Origin of the sequence: Pyxidicoccus caerfyrddinensis (assembly GCF_010894405.1) — a bacterium.
GTDB lineage: Bacteria > Myxococcota > Myxococcia > Myxococcales > Myxococcaceae > Myxococcus > Myxococcus caerfyrddinensis.
Window position 1 is genome coordinate 76,865 of the sequence record NZ_JAAIYA010000002.1, and the last position, 19,768, is coordinate 96,632.

Consider the following 19,768-nt stretch of genomic DNA (forward strand, 5'->3'; position numbering starts at 1 on the left):
CTGCGAACACGGCGACACACCACGACCCTGCCGGCACACGCCAGCCATTCACGCGTTCCAAATCCGCCTCCTGGTGGCCGGCGCAGACACCGGCACCCGGAGAAAGGTTCCGCGAAAGTGAGCGGCCCCTACGGTCAGCCGCGCTGCTCGTGCTGCGGCCCGCGCGGTGGCGGGCCCTGCTCCTGGAGCGTGTGGTACTCCGCGTCCTCGAACACCCGCGAGCGGATGAGGAACCGCACGCCCTCGGGGGCCTCCACCGAGAAGCCGCTGCCGCGTCCTGGCACCACGTCCACCGTCAGGTGTGTGTGCTGCCAGTACTCGAACTGCGGCCCGGAGATGTAGAAGGGCGTGTCCACCACGCTGCCCAGGTACACGTCCTGCTGCCCCACGCGGAACTCGCCGCGGGGGAAGCACATGGGCGCGCTGCCGTCACAGCAGCCCCCGGACTGGTGGAACATCAGCGGCCCGTGCACCCCCTGCAGCCTGCGCAGGAGGACCTCGGCCGCCGGTGTCACGGTGACTCGCTCCACGCGCATCAGAAGAGGCCGGTGGGCTTCGGGTCGTAGCTCACCAGCATGTTCTTCGTGTGCTGGTAGTGCGACAGCATCATGCTGTGATTCTCCCGGCCGATGCCCGACTGCTTGTACCCGCCGAACGCCGCGTGCGCGGGGTACAGGTGGTAGCAGTTCACCCAGACGCGGCCCGCCTGCACCGCGCGGCCCATGCGGTACGCCGTGTTCTGGTCTCTCGTCCACACGCCCGCGCCCAGGCCGTACAGCGTGTCGTTCGCCACCGCCAGCGCGTCCTCCATGTCCCGGAACTTCGTCACCGACACCACCGGGCCGAAGATTTCCTCCTGGAAGATGCGCATCCGGTTGGTGCCCTCGAACACCGTGGGCTCCACGTAGTAGCCCTCGGCCAGCGCGCCCGGCAGCGCCTTGCGGCCGCCGCCCGTGAGCACCTTCGCGCCCTCCTTCTTGCCGATGTCGATGTACGAGAGAATCTTCTCCAGCTGGTCGTTGGACGCCTGCGCGCCCACCTGCGTCGCCGTGTCCAGCGGGTTGCCCTGCACCAGCTTGCGCGTGCGCTCCAGCGCGTGGTGCATGAACTCCTCGTAGATGCGCTCGGCCACCAGCGCGCGCGACGGGCAGGTGCACACCTCGCCCTGGTTGAGGGCGAACATGGTGAAGCCCTCCACCGCCTTGCGCGCGAAGTCGTCGTCCTTCGAGAGCACGTCCTCGAAGAAGATGTTGGGTGACTTGCCGCCCAGCTCGAGCGTCACCGGAATCAGGTTCTCCGACGCGTACTGCAGGATGAGCCGGCCCGTCGTCGTCTCGCCGGTGAAGGCCACCTTCGACACGCGCTTGCTGCTGGCGAGCGGCTTGCCCGCTTCGATGCCGTAGCCGTTCACCACATTCACGACACCGGGCGGCAGCAGGTCGCCCACCAGCTCCATCAGCAGCAGGATGGAGGAGGGCGTCTGCTCCGCCGGCTTGAGCACCACGCAGTTGCCCGCGGCCAGCGCGGGGGCGAGCTTCCACGTCGCCATCAGCAGCGGGAAGTTCCACGGGATGATCTGCCCCACCACGCCGAGCGGCTCGTGGAAATGGTACGCGACGGTGTGGTCGTCAATCTGGCTGATGGCACCTTCCTGCGAGCGGATGGCGCCGGCGAAGTAGCGGTAGTGGTCCACGGCGAGCGGCAGGTCCGCGGCGAGCGTCTCGCGCACCGGCTTGCCGTTGTCCCAGCACTCCGCCACCGCGAGCATCTCCAGGTTCTGCTGGATGCGGTCGGCGACCTTGTTGAGGATGTCCGCGCGCTCAGCGACGGACGTGCGGCCCCATGCGTCCTTGGCCCGGTGCGCGGCGTCCAGCGCCTTCTCCACGTCCTCGTGGGTGGAGCGGGCCACCTCGCAGAACGGCTTGCCATTCACGGGGCTGATGTTCTCGAAGTACTGGCCTCGCACGGGCGGGACGAACTCACCGCCGATGTAGTTCCCATACCGGTTCTTGAACCGCACCAGGCTGCCCGGCTGCCCCGGAGCTTCATAGACCTTCGACATGTGCAATCTCCCGCGTCGGCGGTGTGGGTGAGGACTGGCGAGGATGGAGCGTCCCGCAGTCGCACGTCCCTCACCCCCGAGGGTCGGCCAGCGTCGGGAAGTCGTCAGCGGCTTCAAGCACGCACCGTGGCGTGGTAGCCCGCCACGCATGCTCCCGTACGAAGCGCTGGAGACCGAGGCCCGCGCGCGGCTTCCCGAGGCGGTGTTCGACTACTACGCCGGCGGCTCCGGCGAGGAGTCCACGCTCGCGGAGAACACCGCCGCCTGGGCCCGCGTGCGCCTCCGCCCGCGCGTGCTTCGCGACGTGTCCTCCGTGCGCACCGCCACCGAGGTGCTCGGCACGCCGCTCGCCGCGCCCGTGCTCGTCGCGCCCACCGCGTTCCACTCGCTCGCGCATCCGGAAGGGGAGCTGGCCACCGCGCGGGGCACGCGTGAGGCCGGCTCGCTGCTGGTGCTCTCCTCGCGCGCCTCGCGCCGGGTGGAGGACGTGGCCGCGCTCGCCGGCCCGTGGTGGCTCCAGGTCTACGTCTTCAAGGACCGGGGCCTCACCCGTGCCCTCGTGCAGCGTGCCGTCACCTCGGGCGCCCGCGCGCTGGTGCTCACCGGTGACACCCCGGTGGTCGGCCGCAAGCGCCGCGACAGGGGCGACTCCGCCCTGGCCCTGCCCGAGGAGGACTTCCTCGCCAACCTGGAGGGGCTCACCCGCCGTGAGCTGGCCGAGCAGGCCCCCGATGTCACCTTCGCGGACCTCGACTGGCTGCGCGAGCTGTCCGGCCTGCCGGTGCTCGTGAAGGGCGTGCTGCGCGCGGACGACGCACGCGAGTGCCTGCACCATGGCGCCGCAGGCCTCATCGTCTCCAACCATGGCGGGCGTCAGCTCGACGGCGCGGTGTCCACGGCGGAGGCGCTCCCCGAGGTGGTGGAGGCCGCCGAGGGCCGCGTCCCCGTCCTCGTCGATGGCGGCGTGCGCACCGGCCGCGACGTGCTGCGCGCGCTCGCGCTGGGGGCCCGCGCGGTGCTCGTGGGCCGGCCCGTGCTGTGGGGCCTCGCCACTGGCGGCGCGGACGGCGTGCGCGGTGTACTCGAAGGACTGCGCGAGGACACCGCCCACGCGCTCGCCCTCGCCGGGGTGGCGGAGGTCTCCGCCGTGGGGCCGGACCTCATCGCCCCGGCGCGCCACCGCTGACCCCGGGTCCACCGGCAGTGACGTGAAACCCCCAACCCGCGTCCACAAGGGGTGCTCCACTCCACGGTTCCGCCGCCGGACGCAATCCGCGGCCCTGGTTTACGGAACGCCGGCCCGGGAGCTGGGGAACAATGTCGCCCCCATATGGCAACTCCAGTGACGACACCCGGCCCCTCGCGGGAGGCTTCCGTGTCGAAGGTGCTCTCCGTCTCCGCGCTGCGAAAGAGCTACGGTGACACGGTCGCCGTGGACGGCGTCTCCTTCGACGTGGGCCACGGCGAGATTGTCGGGCTGCTCGGGCCCAACGGCGCGGGGAAGACCACCACCATCAACATGCTCCTCGGCGTGCTGGAGCCCACCTCCGGCTCCATCCGCATCGAAGAGGTGGACCTCGCGCGGCAGCGCTCCCAGGCACTCGAGCGCACCAACTTCGCCGCCGTGTACTCGCCGCTGCCGGGCAACCTCACCGTGGCGCAGAACCTGCGCATCTTCGGCCTCATCTACGGCGTGAAGTCGCTGTCCGCGCGCATCTCCGAATTGCTGGAGCAGTTCGACCTGGTGCGCTTCCGCGACACGCGCTGCGGCGTGCTCTCCTCCGGCGAGCAGACGCGCGTGGCCCTGGCCAAGGCGATGCTCAACCGCCCGCACCTGCTCCTGCTCGACGAGCCCACCGCCTCGCTGGACCCGTCCACCGCGCGCGACATCCGTGGCCGCATCCGCGACTTCGCAGCGCAAGGTCACGGCGGCGTGCTGTGGACGTCCCACAACATGTACGAGGTGGAGGAGGTCTGCCATCGCGTGCTCTTCCTGTCGCGCGGCAAGGTCCTCCTCGAAGGAGACCCGAGGACGCTGCCCCGCGAGCACGGCAGGGCGTCCCTCGAGGAGCTCTTCATCGCCGTGGCGCGCGAGCCGCTCGCGCTGGGGAGGGCCTGAGCCATGCGCCCGTCCCGCGCCTACGCCATCGCGCTGCGCCACTTCTACCTGCTGCGCGGCAGCGTCGCCCGCTTCCTGCCGCTCTTCGCGTGGGTGGCCATCGACATGGTGCTGTGGGGCTTCATGAGCCGCTACCTCAACAGCGTCGCCGCCGCCCCCGGGCACGACTTCGTCCACACGCTGCTGGGCGCCGTGCTCCTCTGGGACTTCTTCACGCGCGTCATGCAGGGCGTGACGATGGTGTTCTTCGAGGACGTCTGGTCCCGCAACTTCCTCAACGTCTTCGCCACGCCGCTCTCCATCTCCGAGTACGTCGGCGGGCTGGTGCTCTCCAGCATCGCCACGAGCGTGGTGGGGCTCGCCGTCATGCTCCTGCTCGCGAGCACCGTGTTCGGCCTGACCTTCGCCGCGTACGGCGTCATGTTCGTGCCGTTCCTGCTCGTGCTGTTCCTCTTCGGCATCGCCATCGGCATCTTCGGCTGCGCGGTGGTGCTGCGGCTGGGGCCGGCCTCGGAGTGGTTCGTCTGGCCCATCCCCGCGCTCATCTCCCCGTTCGCCGGCGTCTTCTACCCGCTGGCCACGCTGCCCGCGTGGATGCAGGCCGTGTCCCGGCTCCTGCCGCCCTCGTACGTGTTCGAGGGCATGCGCACGCTCGTCTCCGGCGGCACGTTCTCCGGCACCGCGCTCTTGTGGGGTGGAGGGCTCGCCGTCGTGCAGATCCTGCTCGCGAGCGCCTTCTTCTCTCGCGTCCACCGCTACGCCGTGCGCACCGGCCTCATCGCCCGCTACAGCGCTGAGAGTGTGAGCTAAGGGTTCATTTTTCCAGCACATCTGTCCGCGTCATGAAGGGGTGACGCGCGTGGCCGGTGGTGGGGACGGAGGGTCTTCCGGCAGTGGTGGCTGTACCGGCGGGGGGCTGGCACCTGGAAGGACCGCGCAGGCGGCTCCAGACGCGACGCTCGAACCGCTGCCCCTCGGGGCATCCGGATGTGCGCGCTCGGATGGAACGCCTGACGGTGGGGTGGCCCCGTCACTGTTGCAGTGCCCGAACACCTGTCACTGGAGAACGCGAATGCGACGTCTCAACCTCGTTTCCTCGTCTGCCCTGATGGTGGCCCTCTGCACGCTGCTGGCGTGCGGTGGCCAGCCGCAGCAGAACGGGGAGCCCACCCCGGACGACCCGCAGAGCGGCGGGCTGGAGAGCGCGCCCCCGACGTCCGAGGACCCTTCTTCCGACGGCCAGGGTGACGACGCTCCGGGCAATCCGGCGGGCATCGGGAAGATCACCATCTGCCACATCCCCCCTGGCAATCCGGCCAACGCGCACACCATCACCGTGGGCCTGCCCGCGCTGAAGGCGCACACGAAGCACGGCGACACGCTGGGCGCCTGCGGCGGCGACGGCGGCACTGGCGGCGAGACGGACGCGGGCACCGGCGGCGAGACGGACGCGGGTACTGGCGGCGAGACGGACGCGGGCAGCGGTGACGTGGATGCGGGCTCCCCCGAGTGCGCGCCCGTGGGCTCCACCTGCGGCGGCGGCGTGGTCTGCTGCGAAGGGCTGACCTGCGGCCCCGAGGGCTACTGCGAGCCCATCATCGGCTGAGGCCCACGCCTCACCCGGAGCCTCCCTGTCACGTTGTGAACAGGGAGGCCCCACCGCACGCGTTCACTCATGACGCGCGCGCGTAGACCCCGGACGCCGGCCCTTCCGGCGCCCACCCGGGCGCGTTTCTGACGCGTCAAAAGCCTTGCAGGACGCGTGGGGCGAAGTCCGCCCGTGTCCTCGGCTCGGACCCCGGACTCCCCGCTCCGCGTCCCACGCGGACGCAGCCAGCGCACGGCGCCGCACGTCCACCTCACACTGCCCGCGTCCACCGCGCCAACGCCCGCGCCACCCTTCCATCCTCACGAGGTCGGAAAGGGACGGAAGCCCCGCGTGAATGTGCGGAGCGAGGCGTGTTCCGCCCAACAATGCGCGCCGTGTGCGTTAAGGAAAGGTGGGAGGACCTTCGCGTGAGGGCGAAGTCGGCGGTAATGTTTTCAACCGGGTGGCTGTAGTTTCTGCTGCCCTGGTGAGGGGGCCCATGAGACTCGTGGAGATGAGTTCCTGGCGACACTGTCCGAAATCCGAACCAGATCAACGCCTTGCTGTGGACCCTCCACGCGAAGCGAATTGAATCACCCCTGGCACGTGTCTCGCACTGGTCCCCGCCGCCACGCTCCACCCGGCAGTCCTCACCCCCGACTGTGTTCGCTCAATCCGCCATCGCCAACTGTTCCTGCGTGCCATCGCACGCCGACCTCAGTGAGTGCCCCACCTGGGTGCGCGCGCATCGAGACACGCCCGTGGACGGGGGGACGATGCTGTTCGCCGGGGGGACACCCGCTGGCGTCGTGGCGGCACACACGCCGGTGCCCGTGCCCTTCCAGCTCGTAGGCAAGCAGCTCGGCCACTTCCGCCTGCTGAAGGAGCTGGGCCGGGGCGGCATGGGCACGGTGCTGCTCGCGGAGCACGCCCTCATCCAGAAGCGCGTGGCCATCAAGGTGCTGCACGCGCACCTCGCGCAGGACCCGGACCTCGTCGCGCGCTTCCTGTCCGAGGCGCGCACGCTGACGCTCGTCCAGCACGAGAACGTCGTCACGCTCTACGATTTGGACACGCGCGACGGGCGTCCCTACCTCGTCATGGAGTACCTGGAGGGGCAGAGCCTGGCGTGCTTCGCCAAGGGCGCGCTGGCCCCCGCCATCGCGGTGGACCTGCTCACCCAGGTGTGTGACGCGCTGGGCGCCGCGCACGCGCACGGCATCGTCCACCGGGACCTCAAGCCCGCCAACGTCTTCCTCGTGCCGCTGCCCAACGGCCGCCAGCGGGTGAAGCTGTTGGACTTCGGCATCGCCAAGCTGCTGTCGCGGCCGGCGGGCCAGCTCACCACCGAAGCGGGCATGTTGCTGGGCACCCCGGAGTTCATGGCCCCGGAGCAGTGCGGCGACGCGCCGGTGGACGCGCGCACGGACATCTACGCGGCGGGCGTGCTGGGCTACTTCCTCGTCACCGGGCAGGTGCCCTTCGCGGGCCGCACGGCGGCGGAGGTGCTCATCGGCCACCTGCAGAAGACGCCGGTGCCGCCGCACCAGGTGAACCCGGCGGTGCCTCCGGCGCTCTCGCGCGTGCTGCTGCGCGCGCTCGCCAAGCGCCCCGCGGACCGCTACGCCAACGCCGCCGAGCTGCGCGCCGCCCTCGTCGCGTCGCTCACCTCCGCGCCGGAGTCCGTCGCGCCCGCCACCTTCAGCGCCCGGGTGCGGCTGGCCGGCGCGCCCCACTCGCAGGAGCTGCGCTGCGAGTGGATGGGCCGCGCGGGCCTCTTCCTCCACTTCGAAGGCGCGCCTCCGCCGCTGCTGTCCGACGTGGGGCTCCTCCTGCGGCTGCCCGGGGGCGAGCTGGGCTGTACAGGGCAGGTCGTGCGCCACGTCACCGCGGAGCAGGCTCGCGCCTGGCGCATGGTGCCCGGCTTCGGCGTGCAGCTGCGCGACACGTCCCCCGAGTTCCAGGAGGCCCTGGTGCGCATGAAGTCCGGCGCGCGCCTGGAGCCGCCCACGCCGGTGCCCGTCTCCGGGCAGGAAGATGTGATGGCGGAGCGCGCCCTCCAGGGCTTCCGCTCGCGGCTGTCGGGGGACCACTACGCCGCGCTGGAGCTGCCGCGCGACGCCACCTCCGAGGCGGTGCGCGCCTCCGCCCAGAAGGCGCGCGCGGCGCTGGAGCCGCTGAAGACGCGCACGCTCTCCATGGCCCAGCGCGCCCAACTGGAGCGGGCCGAGGAGCGCATGCAGGCGGCCTTCCACGTGCTGGGCCACGTGGAGCGGCGCGCGGAGTACGACGCGGGGCTGGGCAACGTGGAGGGTGTGGAGCGCTGCCTCGCCGCCGGCCTCACCGTCACCGCGATGGAGGGCTGCCGCCGCCGCTTCCTCACCGCGAATCCCGGCCGCGACGGCCGCGCCGCCGTGCACCGGCTGTCCGGCGACGCGCTCGCGTCCGTGGGGCGGCTCCAGGAGGCGCTCGCCGCCTACGAGTCCGCCGTGCGCCTGGACCCGCTCGATTTGGAAGGGCTCAAGCGCTGGCGCTCGCTGCGCGCGCGGCTGCGCAACACGCCGGTCCCCCGGTAGCACCCAGCCCGCCTCCACGGTGGGCGGCCGGGCACGGGCGAAAGCGGCCGTGCCTTGCGTCCGGGGAGCGGCACCGCGTTAATCGTCGGCCATCCCCATGGCCTCCGACTCCGACGACTCGCTGCCCCCTCAGGGGCGGTTCACCCGAATGCGCAAGCTGGCGGGCCTCTCCATGCAGGTGGGCTCGGAGGTGCTCAAGAGCAGCGCGAAGCGGCTGGCCGGAGGCACGCCGGAGCTGCTGTCCATGGGGGCCGCGGAGAAGCTGGTCGCCACCCTGGGCGAGCTGAAGGGCGCGGCGATGAAGCTGGGCCAGGCCATCTCCATGGACCCGGACCTGCTCACCCCCGAGGTGCGCCAGGTGCTCGCCCGCCTCCAGAACCAGGCCCCCGCCATGTCGTACGAGCAGGTGGCCCGCGTGGTGCGCGAGGAATTGGGCGCGCCGCCGGAAGAGGCCTTCCGCGAGTTCAGCCGCGAGCCGCTGGCCGCCGCGTCGCTGGGCCAGGTGCACCGCGCGGTGCTGCCCGACGGACGCCCCGTCGCGGTGAAGGTGCAGTACCCCGGCATCGCCGAGTCCATGGCGCAGGACCTCCAGAACGTGGGCATGGTGGTGAAGACGGTGTCCATGGCGTCGAAGCTGATGGACGGCTCCGCCTACTTCCAGGAGTTCCGCGACGAGCTGTTGCTGGAGCTGGACTACCGCCGCGAGGCCGCGCTGGCGAAGGGCTTCGCGCGCGCCGTGGCGCCGCTGAAGGACGTGTACGTGCCGGAGGTCTTCTCCAGCCACAGCGCCGGCCGCGTGCTGACGCTGGAGCTGCTGGAGGGCCTCACCCTCAAGGACTGGGTGCCCACCGGCCCGTCCAACGAGGAGCGCTTCCGCGTGTCGCGCCAGCTCATCCGCGCCACCTACGGCCCGTTCTTCGGCACCGGTGAAATCCACGCGGACCCGCACCCGGGCAACTTCATGGTGATGCCGGACGGGCGGCTGGGCCTGCTCGACTTCGGCAGCATCAAGCGCTTCAGCCTGCGCTTCGTGGACGCCAACCAGCGCATGTTCCAGCACGCCACGCGGATGGAAGCCATGGACGTGCTGGGCCTGAGCCGCGACGTGGGCTTCACCACGGAGCTGCCGGACGCGGAGGCCGAGGCGCTCATCCGCGAAATCCTCCACATCGCCGGGCGCCCCATGCGCACCACGCCGTACGACTACGCGACGTGTGAAATCTCGAGGGACCTACGCAACCACTTCGCGCGCAACGCGCCGCGCTTCCTCAAGCTCAAGCCGCCCGCGGAGGCGGTGATGTTCTTCCGCTCCACCGGGGGGCTGGTGCAGAACCTGCGGCTGCTCGGCGCGCGGGGGGACTTCCGCGGCGTCTTCCTGGAGGTGGCGGCGCTGCTGGGCTGAAGGCGCGCCGCGCCGGGTGCTACCGGACGGCCGGGGTGGCCTCGGTGGCGGCGCGGGCCTTCTGGTGGAGCGCCGACAGCCGCTGGGCCAGCTCCTCGCCCTGCACGCTCTTGGTGATGTAGCCGTCCGCGCCGGACGCGCGCGCCAGCGCACGCAGCTTGGCCTCGTCCGAGGCGGAGTAGAGGATGAACTTCGTCGCCGCCGGAGCCTGGGAGCGCGCCAGCGCCAGCACCTTGTCGCCGGTGAGCGCGGGGATGTTCACGTCCAGCAGCACCAGGTCTGGCGCCGACGTACGCACGAGGTTGGACACGCCCAGCGAGGAGCGGTGGGTGCGGACCTCGAAGCCGTAGGCGGACAGCGTGCGCTCGGCCAGGGCGAGTTGGTCCTGATCATCGTCCACGATCAGGACGCGGATCTTCGTCTCCGACATATGAGTCGTCCCCCAGAGAGTGCGAATGCGTGCGTGCCCGAGTATCCCGCACCCGCGTCCTCCTGTCGCCACCCCCCGGGGAGGGCCCTTCCGACCCCGACACTTCCCCCGTGAAACCGCCTGAAAGACCCGCACAGTCTGAAAGACGGGGTGAATGACGCCCTACCCGGTGCGTCAGGCCACTCAGCCCGGGGGCTCCGGGAGGCGGTTCGGACCCGGGAGAGAGCAGGGTGCCAGGGGAGCGGCCGGTGTGGCGGGGTGGCTCGGAGCGGTGCCCCGTCCGAGCGTACTTCCTACGTTGAATCTGAAGGACGGAGGCGCATGGCCCATCACGACATCATCGTCATCGGCGCGTCCATGGGGGGAGTCGAGGCGCTCTCCACCCTGGTGGCGCAGCTTCCCAGGGAGTTTCCGGCGGCGGTCCTGGTGGTGCTGCACCTGGCGCCGCAGCACAAGAGCGCCCTGCCCGCCATCCTCACGCGGAAGGGCGCGCTGCCCGCGCGTCACCCGAAGCATGGCGAGCCGCTCCAACCCGGACGCATCTACGTGGCGCCGAATGACCGGCACCTCGTGGTGGAGCCCGGGAAGGTGCTGGTGGTGAAGGGGCCGCGGGAGAACGGGCACCGGCCGGCGGTGGACACGCTGTTCCGCTCGGCGGCGCGCGCCTATGGCCCGCGCGTGGTGGGCGTGGTGCTGACCGGGGCGCTGGACTGCGGGACGGCGGGCCTGCTGGCGGTGAAGGCGCAGGGAGGCGTCGCCGTGGTGCAGGACCCGGCGGACGCCTTCTGTCCGGACATGCCCCGCAACGCGCTGGAGTACGTAAAGGCGGACCACTGCGTGCGGCTGGGGGAGATGGGACCGTTGCTGGAGCGGTTGGTGGCCACGCCGGTGACGGTGCGCGCTCCGAAGCCCCCGGAGCCGTCGCGCAGCCTGGAGGCGGAAGTGAAGACCATGACCTTGGAGGAGGACACCATGGCGGGAGAGCCCCCGAAGTACGGGGAGCCCTCGCACTTCTCCTGCCCGGACTGCGGTGGGGTGCTCTTCGAGATGGACGACGAGGGGCTGCTGCGCTTCCGGTGCCGCACCGGGCATGGCTACACCAGCAATGCGCTCGTCGTCGGGCAGCAGAAGGGCGTCGACGAGGCGCTGTGGGCCGCGCTGCGCGCCCTGGAGGAGAGCGCCGCACTGGCCCGCCGCATGGCCGCTCGCGCGAGGCAGCACCAGCACTCGCACTCGGCGGCCCGCTTCAAGCAGCGGGCGGAGGAGGTTGAGGCACAGGTGCTCGTCCTGCGGCAATTGCTGCTCGGAGGCTCCTCGCAGGACGCGGACGCGGTGCTGGAAGTAGAGGAGCCCGTCCCGCGGCGACAGCGCCAGGAGTGAGGCCCGCTCACGTTCTCCCGCCGCACTGTCCAGGCAACCTTGAACGTCTCCTGAACATCTTTTCCTGAACAGCGAGGGCCCGCCTGCCCGGCGGGGGACTCGTGCGACCTCATCTGGAGGGTTACATCTCGGTGTACGTGCGGTGCCGCGGAGCACGTCGCGGCCGGGGATTCCTAGAGGATGACATCCATGAGTGGAGCGCGAATCCGGGTGGCCATTCTGGAGGACCAGCAGGTCTTCCGGGAGTGTCTGGGGGCGGTGCTGGAAGGCGCCGGCATGGAAGTCGTGGTCAGTTGCTCGCAGACGGCGCCCTTCCTGGCGCGGGTGCGGGAGTCGGTGCCCGACGTGGCGATGCTGGACCTGCGGCTGGACGTCTCCGGGCGCGACGAGAAGGCCGGCGGGCTGGCGGCGCTGCAGTGCCTGCACGACTTCTACCCCGGCGTGAAGACGCTGGTGATGTCGGGGGACCAGGACGCGTCGATGGTGGAGCAGTGCATGAGCGTGGGCGCGGCGGGCTACCTCTGGAAGCAGAGCGTGGGCCTCAACGAGGTGGTGGAGGCCGTGCAGCGGGTGGCGCGCGGCGAGCGGCTGATGCCGCTGGGGCTCGCGTGGACGTCTCCCTTCCAGGGCTTCCAGCCGCAGCAGGAGCCGGTGGACACCGGAGGCGAGCTGGGCAAGCTGACGCTGCGCGAGCGCGAGGTGCTGGGCTACATCGCCGCGGGCGCGGACAACCTGAAGATTGCCGCGTGTCTGGGCATCACCGAGCGCACGGTGAAGGCGCACATCACCAGCATCTACAAGAAGCTGGGGCCGGAGAACCGCACGCAACTGGCCGTCCTCGCGTGTCAGCTCGGCGTGCAGCGCCCGGCCAGCGTCTAGCGGCGCGCACCGCGTGACGGAAGGCCTCGCTTCCAGGGCCGGGTGGTGCGGGAACCCGCATCACCCTGGCGGACGAGTCCTCCAGGGCATTCGACTCCGGGCCAGTATCCGAGCGCTCGCGATGAGCGCATCGTGGACTCAGCCTCGGAGCCCGCCGTGAGTCTCCCCCCGGCGGCGGGTACCGTGGGCTCGTTCGATGTCCCCAGGTGGGCCGGGGCAGACCCGACGGGCTGCCCCGGTCCCGCGTTCCTCCGGCGCTACACGCCGAGGGCGTGTGACTCGGGCTGCGTCTCCCAGCGGGGCGCGCCCAGGTGCTGGAGGAACCAGAGCCCGGCCAACTCCACCATCTGCGTCTGGGTGCCCGGCTCCTCGAAGCGGTGCGTGGCGCCGGGGATGACCTCCAGTCGCTTCTCCGACTTCAGCGCGGCGAAGGCCCGGCGGTGCGGCTCCATCGCGGACGTGTCGTCCCCGCCGACGATGAGCAGCGTGGGCGCGCGCACGCGCGACAGCACCGTGCCGGACATCGCCACCCGCCCGCCGCGGCACACCACGGCGTCCACGTACTCGGGCCGCAGCGCGGCGGCGGCCAGTGCCGCGCCCGCGCCGGTGTAGCTGCCGAGGTAGCCCACCCGCAGGCCGCTGGTGCGAGGCGCGCGACGCAGCCAGCGCGCCACGCCCGCGAGGCGCCCGGCGAAGAGGCCCACGTTGAAGCGCAGGTCCCGCTCGCGCCAGGCTTCCTCCTCCGCCGCCGTCAGCAGGTCCACCGCCATCGTCGCGAGCCCCTCCGCCTGGAGGAGGCGGGCCACCGTCAAGTCGCGGGCGCCGCGCCGGCTGCTGCCATGGCCTCGCGCCAGCACCACGACGCCCGACGCGGCCGGCGGCACCTGGAGGATGCCGCGCAGCTCCACGCCCTCGTCCACCTGCACCCGCACCTCGCCGTTGTTCGCGGGCGGCGTCCAGGCCCCCGGGCCTCCCGCCAAAGTGACCAGTCCTCGGACCGCCTTCCCAGCACCCTCATCCGACCTGCGTGAACCCTGCTTCTTCATGCGGAGTCCTTCCTTTTGTCGGACTGCGTCAGCCTTGAAGTTGCACACTCCACGAGCGAGTGGGACTGCAGGGCCCGTGCCAGCCCGTCGGGGGGCGGGGGAGCAGGCGGGCGGTTTCAGGGAAGGGCGAGGCGGGCCGGCTCCCAGGGGCGTCTGCCCAGGGTGCCGTGAAGCCAGAGCGAGTGCTGGCGTTCCTCCTCATGGTGACAGCGTAGCAGGGCGGCGACTTCCGGGGGCCACTCCTCCCGGAGTACGAGTGCGTAGCTGTGGTCCACCAGATGCTCGCAGCCCGTCACGGCGGTGAGGGCCGCTTCGATTCGGGAAGGGACTTTCGTTTTTACGGGAGGCGGCGGGCCCACCAGCGGCCCGTGGCGCACCTCCAGGGACGGCACCACCGGCGGCTCGCCCTGGCGCATGAGGAAGGCGTTGAGGGCCGCGAGGTGCTGGAGGTGCTCGTCGCGGAAGGCCTCCAGGTGGGGGCGCAGCGAGGGCAGCTCGACGCGCTGGAGGGCGGCGGCATGGGACGCCGCCGCGTCCGCGTCCAGGAAGATGAGCTCGCGCAGCAGGTCCAGCTGGTTCTTGGAGAGCATGTGCACCTCGGCCTTCCGGCACCAGCGTGGGCTCTGTGGGAAGCGTGGGTAATCACCCCTTCGTACGACGGGGGCCTGACATGGCGGCGCGCCGTCACGGCTTCGTGGCGACCAGCAGCTCGAAGGGGCCGGGGAGGACTTCGGCCCCGGTGAAGCCCGTCTCCTCGAGCACGCGCAGGTAGTGCTCCACCTCGCGCAGCCGGCTGACGCAGGAGTCCACGCCGATGAGGAAGTAGGACCAGAAGAACTGGGCGGCCAGCCGCTCCGGAGTGCGGAACTCCTCGCAGATGAGGACGCGGCCGCCGGAGGGCAGGGCCTCCCACGCGGCCTGCAGCAGCGCGCGCGCGGTGTCCGCGGGCCAGTCGTGCAGCACGCGGATGAAGGACAGCGCGTCGTAGCCGCGAGGCAGCGGCTCCTTCAGGAAGTCGCCGCCGACGAAGCCCAGGCGCTCCGGTGGCAGGCCGTGCTGCTCGCGCGTGCGCGCCACCAACGGAGCGGTGGCGGGGAGGTTGTAGACGTCCACGGCGAGGCCGGGGTGCTCGCGGACGAGGTGCGCGGCCAGCGTGCCGTCGCCGCCGCCCACGTCGAGCAGGCGCGCGCCGCCCTTCCACAGGCGCGGGCCGTGCGTGCGGAACGTCTCGAGGATGGGGGGCAGGCCCGCGGCCATGCTGGCCTCGAAGCCCTCCACCTGCTCGGGCGTGCGGGGAGGCCAGTCGAAGGCGGCGGCGGGCATGGCGTGTTCGCCGCGCAGCACCTGGGGGAGCTTTCCGCGCAGCTCGCTCCAGGCGTACTTCTCGCGGTCCCTCTCCAGCGAGCGCGGGCCCAGCACGGCGTCCGCGGCCGCGCGCAGGCCCGGCACCGCGCGGTACGTGGCGGACTCCAGCGCGTCCGAGGGCTGCTCGCGCTTCACGAGCCCGAGGCTCTCCAGGCAGTCGAGGAGCTTGTAGAGGCGCCCCGGGATGAGGTGGTGGCGGGAGGCCAGCTCGCCGAGGGTGACAGGGCCCGGCTCCAGTTCGTCCAACAGTCCGAGCTGGAGCGACGCCTCCACCACGTCCACGGCGCGCGCGCCGTTGAACAGCAGGTGCAGCAGCGCGCGCGGGGAGGGCGGGGCGGGAGACGGGGGAGGGTGAGCCGCGGTCATGGCTTCTCCATCACGCGAGGTGCCACTCAGCTGCGAGGCGCGGTCTTCGTGCGAGCTGCTGTTCGCATGCGAGGCGTTGTCCTCATGCGAGGCGCCACTCACATGCGAAGCGCCGTTCGCATGCGAGGCGCGGTCTTCATGTGAGGCGCCACTCACATGCGAAGCGCCGTTCGCATGCGAGGCGCGGTCTTCATGTGAGGCGCCGTCCTCCTGCACGGCGCTTCACGCCTGCGCGGAGTCTTCAGCGCTCCGCGGGAGGGAACGAAGCCCCGGCGTGTGCCGGGCACCCCGCGGCACGGGCCGCCGCCGCGTACGCCCCGGGGCTCGCGTGCATGCAGCCGTCGCGGAGCGCGCCCGGGGCGATGCCGCCCTCGCGCCGCCACGAGGACGTCAGCTCCACGCGCACGTCCCACAGCTGGCGGAACAGCGGCAGCGTCATCCGCCCCGCGAGCACCTGCGAGGGCAGCCCGTCCAGCGCCTTCACCGAGCGGTCCACGCCGATGGTGCGGCGCACCAGCTGGAAGTGCGCGTACAGCCAGTTCTGGAACGCCTCGTCCACGTCCATCAGCTGCTCGCACAGCCGCTTGAGGTCGTCCGGCCCGCCAACCGTGTAGACGTCCTTCAGCGCCACCCCGCGCCGCGCCAGCAGCCGCTCCAGCGCCGCCTCCAGCCCGCCCGCCGCGTGCCGGAGCATGTTGTAGCCCGGGGACTCCTGGCCGCTGCCGTTGCCCAGGCTGCGCCGGATGACCTGGTACGTGTCCGGCGTCATCGTCTCCAGCACGGCCATCTCGGTCACCATCGAGCGCAGCACACGGAGGATGCGCTCCAGCCGCGCCGAGGCCGCCCACAGCTTCCCCGCGTCCAGCTCCGCCACCACCTCCACCGCCTCGCGCGAGGCCAGCTTCAGCCACAGCTCCTGCGCCTGGTGCACCACCTGGAACAGCAGCTCGTCGTGGGTGACGCGCTCTCCCTCTCCCGCCTGCAGGGACAGCAACACCGGGGTCTTCAGGTACACCTCGTAGTCCAGCTCGCCCCGACCGACCCATTTCTTCAGCAGCGGGTTGAAGAGAGGTTCCGAGAGTTCGACGCGCAACTTTTCAGCTGGACTGTAATCAGAGGCCGTGTTCATGGGCCCTCCGGAGGGGGACTTCGGAAGGTGCTGCTTATACCTCCGGGCCGGAAGGGGGCCCGGAATGTCTACAGCTGAAGTCTCAGGTGGCCGGGGCCGGGGTGGGGGTCGGGGGGCGGGGCTTGAGGCGGAAGGCGCGGAGGCGCTGGGCGAGCTCTTCGCCCTGGACGCTCTTGGAGATGTAGCCGTCCGCGCCCGAGGCGAGCGCGAGCGAGCGGAGCTTCGACTCGTCCGAGGCCGAGTAGAGGATGAACTTCGTCTTCGCGGACGCGTACTGGCGGGCCAGGTTGACGACCTTGTCCCCCTTGAGGGCGGGGAAGTTCACGTCGATGAGGACGAAGTCCGGCTCCACGGAGCGAACCAGGTTGGAGACCCCCAGCGCCGAGGTATGCGTCAGCACCTCGAACCCATACGAGCTCAGCGAGCGCTGGACGAGGTCGAGCAGGTCCGGGTCATCGTCCACCACCAGGACGCGTGCTTTTTCTTCAGCCATGGGTTCTCCCTAGATGCTTGCGAATCATCTCGAGCAACTGGTCACGATCGAGGGGCTTCGTGAGGTACGCGGTGCAGCCGGCCGCGTGCGCCTTGTCCTGGTACTCGCGTCCCGCGTGCGCCGTGACGGCGATGACGGGGATGTTGGCCGCGGACGGTAGCGCGCGCAGGCGGCGGGTGACTTCCCAGCCGTCCAGCCGGGGCAGGGACAAATCCATCAGGATGAGGTCCGGGCTGTCGCGGGTGGCCCGCTCCAGGCCGTGCTCGCCGTCCTCGGCCTCGATGACCTCGAAGAGGCCGCCGAGGTAGCGCCGGACGATGTCCCGGTTCTGCGCGCTGTCCTCCACGTAGAGGATGCGGTGCAGCTTGCCGGCGGTGGCGGCGCGCTGGGACAGCAAGAGGCCCTTGGCCTGGGCGATGACGTCCTCCAGCGCGTGGCCGCCCTTCTTCACGAAGCCGGCGAAGCCGTCGCGCAAGAGCGCCTCTTCTTCCGAGGACAGCGTCTTGCCGGTGAGGACGACGACGGGCACCTGGAGCTTCTCCGCGCGCAGCCGGCGCAGCACCTCGAAGCCGTCCAGGTTGGGCATCATCAGGTCGAGCACGACGAGGGCCGGCGGCGAGACGCGCGCCTTGAGCAGGGCGTCCTCGCCGCTGCGGGCCTCGGCGGTGGAGAAGCCGGCGCGGCGCAGGTTGCGGCTGACCAGCTCGCGGGTGGCGGAGTCGTCGTCCACAACCAGCACCTCGCCCGCGTGGGCGGAGGAGCCGGCCGACTGGCCCAGGCAGCGCTGCACCACCTCCACCAGCCGCTCCGGCTCCACCGGCTTGACGAGGTACTCGCACGCGCCCAGCGAGAAGCCGCGCGCGCGCTGCTCCTCCACGGAGATGAGGATGACGGGGATGCCGGACAGCGACGGCTCGCCCTTGAGCTGGCTGAGCACGGACCAGCCGTCCAGCTTGGGCAGGTGGATGTCCAGGAGGATGGCCTGCGGCCGGAGCTCGCGGGCGCGCTTGAGGGCGGCGATGCCGTCCTCGGCGCCCACCACCTTGAAGCCCGCCGGCTCCAGCTGCCCCGCCACCAGCTGCTGCATCAGCGGGTCGTCGTCCACCACCAGCACGGTGCTGCCCGGCTGGGCCATGGTGCCCAGGTGCTGGGCCACCTCGGACATGGGCACCGCGCGCTCGGACGGGTGGGCCGCCGAGGGGATGCCGGCCGGCGCCTCCAGCGCGTTGGGCAGGCGCACGGTGAAGGTGGAGCCGCGGCCCAGGGTGGACGTCACGGACACGGTGCCGCCCAGCACGCGCGACAGCTCCTTCACAATCGCGAGGCCCAGGCCGGTGCCGCCCACCTTGCGCGTGGTGGAGCCGTCCACCTGGCGGAACTTCTCGAAGATGAAGGGGAGCTGGTCGCCGGGGATGCCGACGCCGGTGTCCTCCACCGTCATCACCACCTCGTCGCCGGCGGGCACCAGGTTGAGGGCCACCTCGCCCGCGTCGGTGAACTTGGCGGCGTTGCTCAGGAGGTTGAGCATGATCTGCCGCAGCTTCAGCGCGTCCGAGCGGAGCAGGCGCGCCGCCGGGTCGATGTTCGTGGTGAGGCTGACGTCCTTGCCCTTGAGGTACTCCTTCACCGTGGCCATGCACTCGTCGGCCAGCTCCTGCAGGTCCACCTGCTCGGTGACGACCTCCACGCGGCCGGCTTCAATCTTGGACAGGTCCAGGATGTCGTTGATGAGCGCCAGCAGCGTCTTGGCGTTCGTCTTGACGACGTTGAGGTCCCTGCGGCCGTGGGCGGTGAGGCGGCTGCCCTCCTCGCGCATCAGCAGGTCGCAGTAGCCGATGATGCCGTTGAGGGGCGTGCGGATTTCATGGCTGAAGTTGGCCAGGAACTCGCTCTTGAGGCGGGCGGCGGCCTCGGCCTCGCGGGCGCGCTCCTCCTCGTTGCGCTTGGCCACCGACAGCTCCTGGGCCAGCCGGTCCAGGTCCTCGTTCTGCTGGCGGATGATTTCCATCTGCAGCGCGCGCTGCTGGTAGGACGCCAGCGAGCGCGCGGACACGGCGCGCGTGCGCTTGATTTCCTCCAGGCTGGCGGCGAGCTGCTTGTTGGCGGCCAGCAGCTCCGCCTGCGAGGCGCGCAGCATCTCCTCACGCTGCTTGCGCTCGGAGATGTCCTCGGTGACGCCGAGCACGAAGCGGGCCTCGCCGTGCTCGTCCAGCAGCGGAATCTTGCGCGTGCCGAAGATGCGGTCCACGCCGTCGGCCCGGGCCACCTCCTCGAAGGACTTCATCTGCTTGGTGGTGAGGATTTCGGTGTCGATGGCGACGAAGGAGTCCGCCTGCTCCTTCGGGAAGTAGTCGTGGTCCAGCTTCCCGAGCAGCCACTGCTTGGTGACGCGGAAGATGTCCGCGAAAGTCTTGTTGGCCACCACCAACCGGCGCGTCTCCGCGTCCTTCACGAAGAGGACGAAGGGGAGCGAGTCGATGATGTTTTCCATCAGGTAGTTGGTGCGCTGCAGGTCCTCCGCCGTCTTGCTGTGACGGAGGCGGTCCTCCGTCATCCGCAGCTCGCGGCGCACCACCGGGGCCAGCCGGCTGAAGCGGTCCTCGGTGACGTAGTCGAGCGCACCGGCGCGCACGCTCGCCTCCAGCGTGTCCTCGCTCCAGTCGCGCGAGAGCACCACGAAGGGCAGCTCCTTGCCGTACTTGCGCCAGAGCGACTGCACCTCGGCGAAGCCCAGGCTCGGCAGCTCGGAGCCGCAGAGGGCGAGCGACCACGACTTCGACAGCGCCGCTTCCACCTGGGCCGCGGTGGTGGCGCGCTCGGTCTTCACGGCCACGCCCGCGCTGGCGAGCGCTGCCTCCACCCGCTGGCACTCGCGCTCGCTCGCCACCAGCAGGACGGAGGCGCTGTCCGAAGTGTCGGAGTTCGGCATGGTT

General features: G+C 71.0%; 17 protein-coding genes. 8 read left to right on the forward strand and 9 right to left on the reverse strand.

Features of this window, described 5'->3' with window-relative positions; genetic code table 11:
- Nucleotides 1-134: 134 nt before the first annotated feature.
- Together G4D86_RS03910 and exaC are read right to left on the reverse strand one after the other, a co-directional pair.
- Entirely contained in the window at nt 135-536 is a 402-nt protein-coding gene (locus G4D86_RS03910; protein WP_163989524.1) for a DUF779 domain-containing protein, read from the reverse strand.
- On the reverse strand, nt 536-2,062 hold the full coding sequence (exaC, locus tag G4D86_RS03915) for an acetaldehyde dehydrogenase ExaC (protein ID WP_163989526.1): 1,527 nt from the start codon (nt 2,060-2,062) through the stop codon (nt 536-538). Before exaC ends, G4D86_RS03910 begins: the two co-directional genes overlap by 1 nt.
- A 148-nt stretch (nt 2,063-2,210) precedes the next feature.
- Here exaC and G4D86_RS03920 point away from each other — a divergent pair, with 148 nt between their 5' ends.
- The 6 genes from G4D86_RS03920 (at nt 2,211) to G4D86_RS03945 (ending at nt 9,747) form a co-directional block, all read left to right on the forward strand.
- A complete protein-coding gene (locus G4D86_RS03920; RefSeq protein ID WP_163989527.1) occupies nt 2,211-3,248 on the forward strand; it encodes an alpha-hydroxy acid oxidase in 1,038 nt (345 codons plus the stop codon).
- Between the two features lie 144 nt (nt 3,249-3,392).
- Complete coding sequence (locus tag G4D86_RS03925; protein ID WP_163989530.1) at nt 3,393-4,181, forward strand: ABC transporter ATP-binding protein; 789 nt, start codon at nt 3,393-3,395, stop codon at nt 4,179-4,181.
- A gap of 3 nt (nt 4,182-4,184) precedes the next feature.
- Nucleotides 4,185-4,991 (forward strand): ABC transporter permease, encoded by an 807-nt coding sequence (locus G4D86_RS03930; RefSeq protein ID WP_163989532.1) that lies wholly within the window; start codon nt 4,185-4,187, stop codon nt 4,989-4,991.
- Nucleotides 4,992-5,253: 262 nt separating this feature from the next.
- Nucleotides 5,254-5,787 carry a hypothetical protein gene (locus G4D86_RS03935; protein ID WP_163989534.1) on the forward strand — a complete coding sequence of 178 codons (534 nt, stop codon included), beginning with the start codon at nt 5,254-5,256 and terminating at the stop codon, nt 5,785-5,787.
- Between the two features lie 719 nt (nt 5,788-6,506).
- The gene (locus G4D86_RS03940) at nt 6,507-8,345 is read left to right on the forward strand and encodes a serine/threonine-protein kinase (protein ID WP_240360027.1); all 1,839 of its coding nucleotides are present in this window, start codon (nt 6,507-6,509) and stop codon (nt 8,343-8,345) included.
- 97 nt (nt 8,346-8,442) lie between these two features.
- Complete coding sequence (locus tag G4D86_RS03945; protein ID WP_163989535.1) at nt 8,443-9,747, forward strand: ABC1 kinase family protein; 1,305 nt, start codon at nt 8,443-8,445, stop codon at nt 9,745-9,747.
- A 19-nt stretch (nt 9,748-9,766) separates the two neighbouring features.
- Here the strand turns inward: G4D86_RS03945 and G4D86_RS03950 are convergent, their stop codons facing one another.
- Nucleotides 9,767-10,177, reverse strand: coding sequence for a response regulator (locus G4D86_RS03950; protein WP_163989538.1), 411 nt, complete (start codon nt 10,175-10,177; stop codon nt 9,767-9,769).
- Nucleotides 10,178-10,498: 321 nt separating this feature from the next.
- Between G4D86_RS03950 and G4D86_RS03955 the strand changes: the two genes are divergently transcribed.
- Together G4D86_RS03955 and G4D86_RS03960 are read left to right on the forward strand one after the other, a co-directional pair.
- Nucleotides 10,499-11,557: a chemotaxis protein CheB gene (locus G4D86_RS03955; RefSeq protein ID WP_163989540.1), complete on the forward strand. Its 1,059-nt coding sequence runs from the start codon at nt 10,499-10,501 to the stop codon at nt 11,555-11,557.
- Nucleotides 11,558-11,746: 189 nt separating this feature from the next.
- Nucleotides 11,747-12,436: a response regulator transcription factor gene (locus G4D86_RS03960; protein ID WP_163989542.1), complete on the forward strand. Its 690-nt coding sequence runs from the start codon at nt 11,747-11,749 to the stop codon at nt 12,434-12,436.
- A gap of 257 nt (nt 12,437-12,693) precedes the next feature.
- Here the strand turns inward: G4D86_RS03960 and G4D86_RS03965 are convergent, their stop codons facing one another.
- From G4D86_RS03965 to G4D86_RS03990, 6 genes are all read right to left on the reverse strand, one after another.
- Nucleotides 12,694-13,482 carry a dienelactone hydrolase family protein gene (locus G4D86_RS03965; protein WP_163989543.1) on the reverse strand — a complete coding sequence of 263 codons (789 nt, stop codon included), beginning with the start codon at nt 13,480-13,482 and terminating at the stop codon, nt 12,694-12,696.
- A 116-nt stretch (nt 13,483-13,598) separates the two neighbouring features.
- Nucleotides 13,599-14,072: a hypothetical protein gene (locus tag G4D86_RS03970; RefSeq protein WP_163989545.1), complete on the reverse strand. Its 474-nt coding sequence runs from the start codon at nt 14,070-14,072 to the stop codon at nt 13,599-13,601.
- Between the two features lie 94 nt (nt 14,073-14,166).
- On the reverse strand, nt 14,167-15,213 hold the full coding sequence (locus tag G4D86_RS03975; protein WP_163989547.1) for a methyltransferase: 1,047 nt from the start codon (nt 15,211-15,213) through the stop codon (nt 14,167-14,169).
- Between the two features lie 241 nt (nt 15,214-15,454).
- Nucleotides 15,455-16,306: a tryptophan 2,3-dioxygenase family protein gene (locus tag G4D86_RS03980; protein WP_240360028.1), complete on the reverse strand. Its 852-nt coding sequence runs from the start codon at nt 16,304-16,306 to the stop codon at nt 15,455-15,457.
- Between the two features lie 118 nt (nt 16,307-16,424).
- The gene (locus G4D86_RS03985) at nt 16,425-16,835 is read right to left on the reverse strand and encodes a response regulator (RefSeq protein ID WP_163989550.1); all 411 of its coding nucleotides are present in this window, start codon (nt 16,833-16,835) and stop codon (nt 16,425-16,427) included.
- Nucleotides 16,828-19,764 carry a response regulator gene (locus G4D86_RS03990; protein ID WP_163989552.1) on the reverse strand — a complete coding sequence of 979 codons (2,937 nt, stop codon included), beginning with the start codon at nt 19,762-19,764 and terminating at the stop codon, nt 16,828-16,830. The genes G4D86_RS03985 and G4D86_RS03990 overlap by 8 nt, the downstream gene beginning before the upstream one ends.
- Between the last annotated feature and the right edge of the window lie 4 nt (nt 19,765-19,768).